General features: G+C 48.1%; 12 protein-coding genes. 7 read left to right on the top strand and 5 right to left on the bottom strand.

The window, feature by feature from the left end:
• Positions 1 to 23: 23 nt before the first annotated feature.
• A complete protein-coding gene (locus ABID47_RS10755) occupies positions 24 to 938 on the bottom strand; it encodes an AraC family transcriptional regulator (RefSeq protein ID WP_192715057.1) in 915 nt (304 codons plus the stop codon).
• Between the two features lie 302 nt (positions 939 to 1,240).
• On the opposite strand from ABID47_RS10755, the gene ABID47_RS10750 reads away from it, so the two are divergent.
• From ABID47_RS10750 to ABID47_RS10730, 5 genes are read left to right on the top strand one after another with little or no spacing between them, the layout of a single operon-like run.
• Positions 1,241 to 2,530: an ABC transporter substrate-binding protein gene (locus ABID47_RS10750; protein WP_354496516.1), complete on the top strand. Its 1,290-nt coding sequence runs from the start codon at positions 1,241 to 1,243 to the stop codon at positions 2,528 to 2,530.
• 30 nt (positions 2,531 to 2,560) lie between these two features.
• The gene (locus ABID47_RS10745; RefSeq protein WP_354496514.1) at positions 2,561 to 3,475 is read left to right on the top strand and encodes a carbohydrate ABC transporter permease; all 915 of its coding nucleotides are present in this window, start codon (positions 2,561 to 2,563) and stop codon (positions 3,473 to 3,475) included.
• A gap of 15 nt (positions 3,476 to 3,490) precedes the next feature.
• Positions 3,491 to 4,336 (top strand): carbohydrate ABC transporter permease, encoded by an 846-nt coding sequence (locus ABID47_RS10740; RefSeq protein WP_212970223.1) that lies wholly within the window; start codon positions 3,491 to 3,493, stop codon positions 4,334 to 4,336.
• A gap of 36 nt (positions 4,337 to 4,372) precedes the next feature.
• Positions 4,373 to 5,062, top strand: coding sequence for a PIG-L deacetylase family protein (locus tag ABID47_RS10735; protein WP_354496512.1), 690 nt, complete (start codon positions 4,373 to 4,375; stop codon positions 5,060 to 5,062).
• 28 nt (positions 5,063 to 5,090) lie between these two features.
• Positions 5,091 to 6,017 (top strand): AraC family transcriptional regulator, encoded by a 927-nt coding sequence (locus tag ABID47_RS10730; protein ID WP_354496510.1) that lies wholly within the window; start codon positions 5,091 to 5,093, stop codon positions 6,015 to 6,017.
• 75 nt (positions 6,018 to 6,092) lie between these two features.
• On the opposite strand, the gene ABID47_RS10725 is transcribed toward ABID47_RS10730, so the two are convergent.
• The 3 genes from ABID47_RS10725 to ABID47_RS10715 form a co-directional block, all read right to left on the bottom strand.
• Positions 6,093 to 6,458 (bottom strand): YmaF family protein, encoded by a 366-nt coding sequence (locus ABID47_RS10725; protein WP_354496508.1) that lies wholly within the window; start codon positions 6,456 to 6,458, stop codon positions 6,093 to 6,095.
• Between the two features lie 210 nt (positions 6,459 to 6,668).
• A complete protein-coding gene (locus ABID47_RS10720) occupies positions 6,669 to 7,529 on the bottom strand; it encodes a hypothetical protein (RefSeq protein WP_354496506.1) in 861 nt (286 codons plus the stop codon).
• Positions 7,530 to 7,616: 87 nt separating this feature from the next.
• The gene (locus ABID47_RS10715; RefSeq protein WP_354496504.1) at positions 7,617 to 8,654 is read right to left on the bottom strand and encodes a Cfr family 23S rRNA (adenine(2503)-C(8))-methyltransferase; all 1,038 of its coding nucleotides are present in this window, start codon (positions 8,652 to 8,654) and stop codon (positions 7,617 to 7,619) included.
• 478 nt (positions 8,655 to 9,132) lie between these two features.
• Here ABID47_RS10715 and ABID47_RS10710 point away from each other — a divergent pair, with 478 nt between their 5' ends.
• Both ABID47_RS10710 and ABID47_RS10705 read left to right on the top strand, forming a co-directional pair.
• A complete protein-coding gene (locus ABID47_RS10710; RefSeq protein WP_076169217.1) occupies positions 9,133 to 9,552 on the top strand; it encodes a DUF1259 domain-containing protein in 420 nt (139 codons plus the stop codon).
• A gap of 54 nt (positions 9,553 to 9,606) precedes the next feature.
• Complete coding sequence (locus ABID47_RS10705; protein ID WP_116232483.1) at positions 9,607 to 10,026, top strand: DUF1259 domain-containing protein; 420 nt, start codon at positions 9,607 to 9,609, stop codon at positions 10,024 to 10,026.
• A gap of 111 nt (positions 10,027 to 10,137) precedes the next feature.
• On the opposite strand, the gene ABID47_RS10700 is transcribed toward ABID47_RS10705, so the two are convergent.
• A complete protein-coding gene (locus tag ABID47_RS10700; RefSeq protein ID WP_354496501.1) occupies positions 10,138 to 11,751 on the bottom strand; it encodes a GMC family oxidoreductase in 1,614 nt (537 codons plus the stop codon).
• Positions 11,752 to 11,842: the final 91 nt, after the last annotated feature.

The following is an 11,842-nucleotide window of genomic DNA, read 5'->3' as shown; positions in this document are numbered from 1 at the left end:
AAATATTGCGGTTTAATAGCCGGCTAATCAGAAAAACGTCTGTCGACGTTATAATCTTCAAAAAACATCCGGCTGAACGTCAGCTGCCCCTCTTCGGAGCGGAAGCCTCCAGGCGTCAGCCCGGTCATTTTGCGGAACACCTTGATCAGGTAACTGCCGCCGGAATATCCGACCTGCTCCGCGATCTGTTCAACGCTCATATCCGTCTGCCGGAGCAGCCGCATCGCTTGTTCAATGCGGACCCGGTTTAAATATTCGCTCGGCGTCTGGCCGACCGCAGCCGCAAACGTGCGCAGCAAATGGTATTTGGACCACCCGAGCCGGTCCGACAGCTGGTCCAGACTGATCATCGAGCGGTAATTCGCATCCATATACTCAGCGGCCTGGCGCACTTTCTCCGGCCAGTTCCGGCGCTCGTCATGCGGCGCTACCGCATACCGGCACAGCTCAGAAATGAAAGAGTATACACAGGAAGAGGCCGTGTAAGGGTCGGTAATCCGGCCGTGGCCCGCCTGATCCCAAATCTCCAGCAACGCGCGGACAGGCCGGCTTGTGGGCGGCAAATAGGGAGCCTCTCCCAATCGCAGCTTTGCTTCCTCCCAATTCGGCAGGATGAGCGATGGGCGTATCAGAATAAACACGAAGGACCAGTGCGACCCGTCCGCCGGAAAATAGTAGCGGTGATCACCCGGGATCTCAGTCATGATCGCCCGTCCCTGATCGATCCGGTACGTCTCCGTTCCCGACTCGAACATGCCCTCACCCTCCAGCGTATACTGGAACAGCAGCAGCGGACCGTCCTTCCGCTCCTCCCCGTCCCATCGGTACGACGGATGCCTGATCTCGTCCCGCCCGACTGCAAACAATTCGCACAGCGCCAGGTGCGAAGGCGCCGTGAAACGAAAGCCGTATGTGCCTGTCTCCGTACCGGATGCCATGCGTTTCCCTCCTATTCAAGCATGATCTTTTATATGATAGGGCTTTAAGACTTAGTTATAACTATAATCCTTCACCGTTCATGCGCATATAGAGAAAGACCGCCGCACTGGAGGCTTCCCCTCCATTTCTAATGCTATATTCTTCAAAAAAATAAATTAGCAAAAGGTAAAAATATCTAATGTTTCACGCAAGGAATCATTTGAAAATCGCGATAGATTATCCTAAGATATTAAATATCATTAAATCCTAGTGGTTTACACGGATTTATTCTATTTAATTCATAGGGGAGTGACAAACGGATATGAACAAAATTTATGCATCCATCCTCATTTTTACGGTGATGCTCACACTTCTTCTTTCCGGGTGCGGAGCCGGAAACTCAGCCAGCAATTCGTCCAACGAATCAGAATCCGCCTCCGGCAATGTCACGCTGACATACGGACTGTGGGATCAAGTCCAACAGCCGGCCATGGAGAAAATTATCGCGAAATTCGAGGAACAGCATCCGGATATCCATGTTGAGATCAAGTTAACCCCATGGAATGAATACTGGACCAAATTGGAAACGGCAGCTACCGGAGGAAACCTCCCCGATGTATTTTGGATTAACGGAGCAAGTTTGCCGAAGTATGCATCCAACAATCAACTGCTGAATCTGGACGACTACGCGAAAGACACAAGCCTCGATTTCGGAAATTATCCTCAGGGCCTCGTCGACATTTATACATACAATGGCAAACATTACGGGGTACCCAAAGACATGGACGCTATCGGTTTATGGTACAACAAAAGTTTATTTGATCAAGCAGGCATCCCTTATCCGGATGAAACATGGGATTGGAACAAGGCCGCCCTGGCCGCGCAGAAATTAACTGATCCGGCCAATGGCATTTGGGGGCTTCCCGCTCAGTTCCAGGGACAAACAGGATATTACAATACAATACTTGAAGCCGGGGGTGGATTCTATACGGATGACGGAAAGAAATCCTTGTACGATTCTCCGGAGAGCATTCGCGGCCTCCAGCTTCAGACCGATCTGATTCACAAGTATAAGGTTTCTCCAACGCTTGCCCAAATGACGGATACGTCGCCCAAAGATTTGTTTAAATCCGGAAAAGTAGCCATGCTGATAGACGGGTCTTGGAATGTCAAAGATTTTGCCACCAATGAGTATACCAAGAACCATGTCGATGTTGCTCTTCTTCCTAAAGATAAGTTAAGAACAAGCGTCATTCATGGGCTGGCTAATGTTGGTGCAGCCAATACGAAACATCCTAAGGAAGTCATCGAATTCCTTGATTTCCTGGGTTCCAAAGAGGCTGCCGATATCCAAGGGGAAGACGGAACCGCACTGCCTGCATTTCATGGCGGACAGGAATTGTGGCTCAAATCGGTACCCCAGTTCCACCTGCAGAACTTGCTGGATATGGCTAACGCTGCAAAAGCATTACCGCGCGGACCGCAAAATGCCAAGCTCGACGGCTTGGAAGAAGAGTACCTGAAAAGTGCTTATACAGGTGAATCCACTCCTGAGGAAGCCGCCAAAGCGTATGCCAAGGCCGTGAACGAAGCCATCGCAACCAATCCATAAACGTCATTGCATCGGAGGGAAACTCATGTGATGAATGTTAAACAATCATCCTCTATCAACGCCAAGCGTTCAAAGCTGAAGAGAAGGGAATATGGATGGGGATACGCCATGGTATTCCCTCTTCTGTTCGGCATGGGCGCGTTGTTCATTTGGCCGGTACTGCGGACCATTTATTTATCCTTCACGGAATGGAGCGATTTTGGCAATTATCATTGGACAGGTCTGAGCAATTACATCAGGCTGATCCGTGATACGGCCGTATACCATTCCCTTCTGCACACGCTTCAATACGTGATCATCTATGTGCCTGCGATTGTCATTCTGTCCACCTTGGCGGGTGTTCTGCTGAGCAGCAAAGTGCGCGGCATATCGGTGTATAGGACGATTTTTTTCCTGCCGTCCGTGTTGATGCCGGCTGCCATCGCCATGTCTTGGAAATGGATATTAAATGGCGATTACGGGCTGCTGAACGCCGGCCTGAAGCTGCTTTCGATTCACGGCGTTAGCTGGCTGACGGATTCCCGAACCGTTCTCATCTCCGTCGTAGGCGTAGCTGTATGGGGAGCGGTTGGTCTTCAAGCCGTCATTATCATATCGGGAATTAAGGGAATTTCCCCTATGCTTTATGAAGCGGCTTCCATCGAAGGCGCTGGCCGAGTGTCCCAATTTTTCCGGATCACGCTCCCTCTGATTACGCCGACCTTGTTTTTCGTATCAGTTACTTCGCTCATCGGAGCCATGCAGGTATTCGATCTCATTTATATGATGGTCGGCACAGTAGCCATCGATCATGTCCATACGGTTGTCTACTTGTTCTATCAACAAGCTTTTATTAAAAATGATAAGGGATATGCATCTTCCATTGCCGTTCTATTATTTATCATTATCCTGATCGTGACGGCGCTCCAATTCAAACTGCAGAAAAAATGGGTGCATTATGATTAAGGAGGGGGCGCAAAGATGACCACCGTCACGCATGCAAAACAGAAACGAAGATTCCAGCCTATGATCATCCATATTGTGCTCATGGTCGGGTCGTTCCTTATGGTTGTCCCTGTATTATGGTCACTTCTTACTTCCTTAAAAGCTCCTGATGAAGTTACCCGGATCCCGATCACGATTCTTCCGGGCCAGCCGCATTGGGACAATTTCCAAAAGGTCGCCGACCTGCTTCCTTTTATGACGTTTTATTGGAATACGGTTGTAACGACGCTCGTCAAGGTGCTTTTCGGTTTGTTATTCAGTTCCCTGGCCGCTTATGCCTTTGCCAGAATTCATTTTCCCGGCAGAACCCTGCTGTTTTTGCTGGTTTTATCGGTCATGATGGTGCCCGGCCAAGTCTTTCTGATTCCCCAGTACTTATTAATGAAAGATTTGGGGTGGCTGAACTCCCTGAAAGCCATTACCGTAACCGGTATGTTCAGCGCGTACTCCACTTTTCTGCTGCGTCAGTTTTTTCTTGGGCTTCCTTCGGAACTCGAGGAATCTGCCAGGATCGATGGGTGCAATCCCTTCCGCATTTACTGGAATATCATGCTCCCGTTAGCAAAGCCGGGATTGATTTCCGTGGCGATCATCTCCACCCTATGGTCGTGGAACGACTTCCTCTGGCCGCTTGTGGTCAACGATTCGATGGACAAAATGACGCTGGCCGTCGGACTTGCCTCCCTTCAGGGGCAGTTCACGACAAATTATCCGGTATTGATGGCAGGCATGCTCTTGGCCGTATGGCCCATGATCCTTATTTTTTTTCTGCTGCAAAAGCAGTTTATCGAGGGAATTACCCTGGGCGGGTTAAAGGGATAACAATTCAAAACCTAAATATGAACTGGAGGGTTTCTTATGGAAAAGTGGAACGTACTTGTAATCACGGCACATCCCGATGACGAAGTATCCTGCGGCGGCACGCTGGCCAAACTGGCCGAACAAGGCCATTCGGTAACCATCGCCATCGCAACGAACGGGAATCGGGGAACGCAGGATACGTCAGTAAAGCCGGAACAATTAGCCCAGACCCGCGAAAAGGAAATGGCGGATGCCGCCCTCATTCTGGGCGTGAATCAAGTGATCCAGCTCGGATTCGATGACGGAACCTTAAGCGAACAGCCGGACTTGAAGGAACGCATCTTCCGCCTGATCCGGAACGAAAAACCCGATGTGGTGATCACTCTGGACGCCTGGAGAAAATGGGAATTCCATCCCGACCATCGCGCACTCGGCCTAGCCGCTGCCGAAGCCGCTTATTTGGCCGACAGCTACGGTTATTATCCGAAGCATCTGGAAGAAGGCATTCAGCCGTGGAAGCCGCGTGAGGTCTACCTCCTCTGGTCGGACGAACCTAATTATACGGTGGATGTCACTGACACATGGGAAGCCAAGCTTCAAGCCGCTGATTCGCATGTCAGTCAAGGTTCCGGAGGCAGAACGTTCAAGGAGAACTATTTGAGACATGTGCAGTCCGCTTCGAAAGATGGCGAGCTTCGGAAAACCGAATCCTTTCGCAAAATCTATGGCAGCTCATATCTCATATAAACCAATAAAACCGGGGGAGGATGAAGAGATGGATAAGCACAAGAACAATATCTCCCCAAAGGATGGTCTGCCCGATTCATTAAAAACGTTTCAGGGATTCGATGAATTTCAAATATTTACGAATCTAAACGAGGAAGAGTGGCGGATGCCCTTTGAATGGCATGAGCAGTTGGAGGTGTTCTATGTCTTATCGGGACGGGGGCAGTTTTATATCGATAACAAAACCTATGTGTTTGAACCAGGCGACCTGTTCGTCATCGGCAATCAGGAGCTCCATAAAAGCCAGCTGATCAACAACGAACCGTTTGAAGCCAAAGTACTTATGTTCAACCGGCAGCTTGCCGAAACCGATCCGCTGCAGGACGAGGTCAATCTGCTGTCTTTGTTCGAAGAACGCGAGCCGGGATTCTCCCATTGCCTTAGAGTCAATGAACCTTTAAAAAAGAAGCTCGAATTCGGCTTCAGTCAGCTGCAAGAGCAATACGACCATCAAAACCGTTATTCGAGCCAAAAAATCAAGTCACTCCTGCAATGGATTTTACTGGAGATCAAAGAAGGTTATGAGGACAATTCCCCCTATTCTAAGATGGAGGACGCGTCGCATGTGCATTTCAAACCCGTTGTATCCAAAGCCATGGAATACATCGCGCAGTACTATGCCGAAGAAATCACTCTGGACCGTATCGCCGATTTTATCGGAGTGAATTCATCCTATCTGAGCCGCGTATTCAAGCAAAATTCAGGCTTTTCCGTCGTGGAGTTCATTACCTTCAAACGCATTTGGCGGGCCAAGGAAATGCTCCTGTATACGAACCAGCGGATTACGGATATCGCTCATTCGGTCGGGTTCAACAACGTCACCCATTTTCAATGGACTTTTAAAAAAATGTTCGACATGAGCCCTGGGCAATACCGCAAATCCCCGCGCAACTATTACCACTTGGAGAAATACTGAGCAGATCACGTATGCATTGTATCCCGTTTATGGATCAAAAAAAGCCGGAAACTCCGGCTTTTTTCCATGCTGATTTCAATTAACGAGCGGGGATTGAATTAGCGTGGCGAATTTAAATTTGTGTACGTGACCGTCATTTAATGTCGTTTGGCCGGTAACAAAGTGGACGTGTTTCCCATTCCCTACTGAAATCGCTGGTCCGGTTCTAATTTTTTTCAGATTATGAAAATGATCAAAAAAATCGGTTCTTGTCAGATCAATTTCATGCACATGGCTATTCCCTACAGGAATGGCTTGACCCGTACCCCCGGCAAAACGATGGTTATGACGTTCTTCGCCTTCTTCGGCCAGTTGGGTACTGCCTTCAAATTCATGTACATGCCGCTGCGGCTTTTTGGAAGATGTTTTTTTCGTTGAGATGACGGCCTTTTTTTTCGGCATCTGTAAATTCCTCCTCCATTCTAACATTGCTAAGGCTAACAACATCTTATTAGGGCAAATGCATAAACGTTCTGGGCGAATATCACGACTCTCGGTTCGGTTTGCCTTATCGAGCACCACGCGAAGAAGGCACTCCAGGTTGGAGTGCCTTCGCATAATGAACATCGGAGAAAGTCCGGACAGACGGAACGGTTACTTGGTTTAGTCACTTCATCTACTCTTCAAAGTCCGCCGACGGTTTGCGGCGGGTCTGCAGCATGGCTTTCTTGCCTTTGAAATGGCTTTCGCGGTGCGTCTTCGCCGGCTTACATCCGGTTTCATTCTTCTCATTTTCGCAGTCAGGGTATTATTGAGCTTTTTCACCATTGGCCGGTTGTTCTTCTTCCGGGCGCTCCCTAATTTCTTGTTTTTTAGATAAGAACTCGCGGCATTTTGTGCGATCACTTTACTCTGCTTGGCAACCGAGCACTGAGCCGAATTAATGATTGGATCACTTGATGGAATAATGGGATACATCAGGTTTTGTGGATTATTGCTGTGGGCACTGCCAGGGTTCGAAGGATCATTGATCGTAAAACTCCCGGGGTTGCTGTTGTCCAAAAAGCGTCCAAATAATACATGGCCTGCCTCATGCGCAAATGCATACGTGTCAATAGCTCGACCACTCAATACAACACGGCCTATGAGTCCATAATCCGTTGTGCTCCGGAAAAAGGTGAATTCCGGTCCTCCGTTTCCGATCGATCCCGGCGATAAGCTGTCTCCGCTTAGATAAACAACGTATATGGCGGTCGCATCATTAAGAGTGTTTCTCGCTTGAGTAATCAGATTCGCTACTCTTGGGTCATTGACGTTAGACACGGTACTCGCATCGATCGTGACATCCGGATGATAAAATATTCTTAATGAAGCAAATCGAAGCCCGCAGCTTACACCCGGAGCAAAACCGGTTCCCCATGCTGCATTTGCGAGGGTTAAATCGTTATTAAACCTGGCTTGGCGTTCTTCGGCCGTTGCACTCGACCGTGCACCGTTCGTAAAAATACCTACGACACGTATGGTAGAGGCCATCTATCGTCATCTCCTTTTAACTGAAGTCATTCTAGTAGATGAAAAAGGAGCATAGATGGCCTGGATCAATAGATTGGGGAACCTGGCTCAATTTTTTTCAGATCCGTACAGCTGACCGCATGCTGCGTTGATATCGGAACCGAACTGGGTTCTGACGGTAACATGGACTCCTTTGGTCTTTAAGATTTTAAGGAACATGCTGATTCCGCTGTGATCCGATTCTTTATAACTTTGCGGGGTGGCCGTGGTGGCATTGTAAGGGATGAGATTAACGTGATATAAATGTTCCCATGGTCCTCTTCCCCGCAGTAAATCAGCAACCGCTTCAGCGTGTTTGGCGGAGTCGTTGATTCCCCTCAAAAGGATATAAGCAATGTATACCTTTCGTTTCGTCGTTTGAATATGCTCATCAAGCACTTTCATCACTTCTTCCAGCGGAAAATGATGATTGATGGGCATGAGCTCGCTTCTCTGATCCGGAAATGGGGAGTGAAGAGAAAAGGTTAGATTCATCTGCGGAAAATCCTTCATCAATTTCTTTACTCCAGGCAGTATGCCTATCGTAGACACCGTAATCCTCCGATGCCCCAGGCCGAAAAGCTCAGGATCGGTCAGCACATGCAAGGCATCAAATACATACGGATTTGCAAGAGCCTCACCCATCCCCATAAAGGAGACGCTGTCCAATGGGTAACCATTCAGGTGGAAATAAAGAAGCTGGTCCGTGATTTCATCCGCTGTGAGATTTCTCTTCAACCCCAGCGTTCCCGTAGCGCAAAAGGTACAGCCAAACCCGCAGCCGCACTGGGATGAGATACAATAGGATTCCCACCCGTTTCTATAACTTAACTTTACGGACTCGATGTGCTCGTCGCCAGGGATGGCAAAAAGAATTTTGCTTACTTGCTTGGACTGCTGCACGATTTTGGGCGTAATGCTCAGTACAGAGTTGCCAATCTCCTTGATGAATTCATTTCTTACGGCTTTTGGCAAGCTCGTCATTTCTTCGAAATGTCCGATTTTCTGCTTGAAAATAGCCTCTGTTATTTGCCTGTATCTATAATCCGGTTGTTTCAGGATAGATAGGATCTGGCGGATTTTTTCATATTTCGTGATGTGCTTCAACGTTAACGATCTCCTTTTACACGGAGACAACGCAAAAAAAGCACCAGCTTACCGGTGCTTTCTTGCGATACATTAACCAAGCTATACACAAACAAGCGACTATTTTAAAAACAAGTCACCTGCGATATTTATGCATAGAAGGATAAAGCTCCGGTATCCGATTTGTGATTTGGTGAACCTTGCCCAGCATTGCTCTCGAAGACAGGTTCACCTGATCATCTACAATCTCAGAAATCGTCATCGCTTTATCCCTCCCTGTTCATTTGATATGGATGAAACTATCACAGAATGCTCCTTCACGTCAAGCGTTTGTCATGCTGCTCTGGAAGAAAAAGCGATACATTTTATAACGGACCGGCCTGCTCATGATGTAGCATCGGTCGTTCGTTTTTTATGCTAGTACCCTTCTGCTATCAGTCCATACCTCTTCCTTCCTTGATCATAGAATACATAGAACTTGATTAAAGGAGGACTTATGATGGCGGAACAAGTAAAGGTTAGCCCGCAGTTCAAAAGACTTTGTACCCAATTCGGAAAAATATTGGGAGGCGAATCGGAAATTGAGGCAGGTCCGGTTTGCTTTGTTACGCGGATGACGAATTTAAGAGAAACCATTCTGGGAAAAAGAACGCGTTCCCCTTTGGTTCAAATGCAAATGTTTTCCTTCGAGTCTCTCGATAAGTCGGGCCGCGCGCTTTGTTTGGGTGAAACGGCCGTTCACCAAAATCAGGTGAACCGGTTGATGTCGAACCTCCGTAAACGCGGGATTAAAGTAACCGCAGTCCATAACCACTGGCTGAAAGAGCAGCCTCGCTTAATGTATATGCACTGGGAGTCTATTGACAATCCGGTCGCATTCGCCAGAAAAACAAAAGAATCCATTAAATTCCTGGGCTAACACGGTTAAACGGGCAGGCTGTATTTATATCATTTCATGGGAGGATGATTTCGGATGGCGCAAGTTAAAGTAAGTCCTCGCTTTAAAAAACTTTGTAACGAATTCTCAGCTATTTTAGGTGGAACGGAGCACGAAATTACGAAAGGTCCGGTTTGTTTTGTCTCCAGAAATCGGGTCATTAGAGCCTCGATTTTAGGAAGACGTACCACTTCTCCTTTGGTCCGCTACCAACTCTTCTCCTTCGAATCCCTGAACAGTTCAGGCAAGGCACTCTGTTTAGGCGAAACCGCTCTCTTCCAAAATCAAGTCAACCGCTTGCTGAGCAATCTCCGCAAAAACGGGATTAAAGTAACGGCCGTCCACAATCACTGGTTATTCGAGAATCCGCGCTTGATGTACGTTCACTGGGAGTCGATCGATGATCCCATTGCATTTGCCAGAAAAACCAAAGAATCCATTAAGTTTTTGGGCTGAGGAACAACAAGGAGCAAAGCGCTTCATGCACCGGCTGCACCGCATGTAGAAAAAGTCCCCGGGTTTTCGAGCTCGGGGACTTAGGCGTTACTTATGAATACGTTGGGGCCATTACTCTTCGTCGCCCTCGGATGGCTGTTTTCTGCCTTTTTTATCCGGTGAGATCAGTTGCTTGGCAATCGTATAACCAATAAGGAAAGTAGCGGCAGATGTATTACCGTCCACCGTAAATGGAATGATGGAAGCGTCGGCAACGATCAGATCCTCTACCCCATGCACATGGCCCGTTCGATCCACTACCCCTCCCTTTTTTAACGGAGCCATACGAAGGGAGCTTTGCTGGTGATGATTATGGTCGAAATTCTGTTTAATATACTCCTCCAATTGGGCGTCGTCCTCAATCATATCCAGTGTCGGTGAAACAAGCTGGTACGACGGATCGATGGATGCGAGTTCTGCGGCTATATTTTTCACATAGGTTCTAAAAATATTTTTAACAGCTTCCATGTCATCCGGGTTGGCAAGAAATCCTTCATCCGCAAGCACGATTTTAAGCGGATCCTTGTTCTGGATCTTAATCGAGCCGCGGCTCTTGGGGCGCAAGTAAAGAACCGCTAAAGTTAACGTGCTGTCAGAACCAATGCCAATCAGTTGAACCGCCCGGCGATGGCTGTTTACACCCGTCGGATCAGGCAAAAAGGCTCCCCCTGTATAAAGAGCATCCGGGTCATTCGCAGGCAGGGCAGAATCGTTCGGATTCGTAGTGAACACCACAGTGTTAAGCGTGTGATTTCTCAATCTCTTCCCTACGTTCGGGTTATTGAAAACCACTGGGATCCCAGCTTCTTTAAGTAGAGCAGCCGGGCCTATTCCGGACAGCATTAATAGCTGAGCGCTATTGATGCCCGCAGATATGATGACCTTTTTTTGCGCGTAAGCACGAAGGCGTCTTCCTTCTTTCAGGAATTCGACCCCTGTGGCGCGTTTCTTGTCAAAAAGCACGCGCAGAGCCGTTGAATTAAAGAACACTTTGAGTTTCCTGCCGTCTACACCGCGGCCGGAAGGCGTCATGATGTCCGGGGAGAGAAAGGCTCTGGAGGAACTTTCTCTTCGGCCTTTGGGATTTTGATACAGCTGCCAGCGGGTAAATGGGCCCAGGGGAGTTTTAGGATCGTTATAATCAAGGATCTCGGGATAGCCTGTAGCCCTCTCAATAGCCGTTGTGAGCTTTTCCGCCATAGACGTAGGGTTTACCGGGGCCTGCCTGATATCGATCCGTCCATTGAATCCACGGGCGTTTAGATTATCGGTTTCTCCGTTATACTTCTCTAATTTCTTGAATCGGCGAATGGCCCGTCTAGGTGACCACAGCGGACCTAAGAGCTTTTCCCATTCCCGGAAAACGGCTGATGTAGGACGTACATACTGCTCACCGTTAATTGATGACCCACCGCCTAAAAGGCGTCCCGTTGTCCATTCAAATGCCCGTTCATCCAGCTCCTCTTGCGGAACCCCCTCCCCCTGCCAAAAATATTGGGGAAAGAACTGTTCTTCCAATTCAAGTGCGAATGTAGAGTCCCTGATGGGGGTGTCTTTATCGTTGTTCCCACCGGCCTCCAGGACAAGAACCGATACTTCTTTATGATCACTTAATGTTTTGGCGATGACGGCGCCAGCAGGACCCGTTCCTACGATAATATAATCAAAGGTTAATTTCCGGCTCATCTAAGCTCTCCTTGTTATATGGTCTAATGTAAGGATATTACATTGACCTGTACCATGTTCCTGAGCGGAATCAAAGCCGCACCAACACGGC

This window comes from Paenibacillus favisporus (assembly GCF_040545415.1).
Classification (GTDB): domain Bacteria; phylum Bacillota; class Bacilli; order Paenibacillales; family Paenibacillaceae; genus Paenibacillus_AQ; species Paenibacillus_AQ favisporus.
This window is presented reverse-complemented; position numbering and strand designations above follow the sequence as displayed.